Source organism: Pseudonocardia sp. SID8383 (assembly GCF_009864975.1).
GTDB lineage: Bacteria > Actinomycetota > Actinomycetes > Mycobacteriales > Pseudonocardiaceae > Pseudonocardia > Pseudonocardia alni.
The window spans coordinates 1-447 of record NZ_WWFY01001136.1 but is presented as its reverse complement, the minus strand read 5'-3'; the positions used below and the strand labels follow the sequence as shown (position 1 = coordinate 447).

General features: G+C 77.9%; 1 pseudogene. It reads right to left on the bottom strand.

The annotated features are described in order from the left end of the window. Positions 1–447 (bottom strand): annotated as a pseudogene (locus GTW08_RS27490) (LuxR family transcriptional regulator); the annotation flags it as partial.

Below are 447 nucleotides of genomic sequence, written 5' to 3'. Positions count from 1 at the left end.
ACGTTCGGCTGCTCGGCTCGGACCCGCCCGAACCAGCGGGCCGCGTCGTGGCCGAGCCACGCGGCGTCGGCCTCGGTGACGACGCCGAGGACCCAGCGCCGGTGCGCGGTGCGGGCCGCGGTGCGCGCGGCGTCGTCGAGCAGGGTGTCGCCGAAGGCACGCAGGGACTCCAGCAGCGCGAACCGGCGGGGGCCCGGTGCGCCGGTGTCGACGCCGACCAGGGACTTCGCGACGAGCGTGGCCAGCCCGTCGCGGACCGGCACCCCGGCGACGTCGGCGGCCGCGGCCGCGTCGAACCCGCCGGTGAACACCGACAGCGCCCCGAACAGCCACCGATCGGACGGGCCGAGGTCGTCGACCGACAGCGCGATGGTGTGCTCCAGGCTCCGGTGCCGGGCGGGGGTGCCCCGGCCGGCCCCCACGAGCAGGGAGAACCGGTCGTCGAGG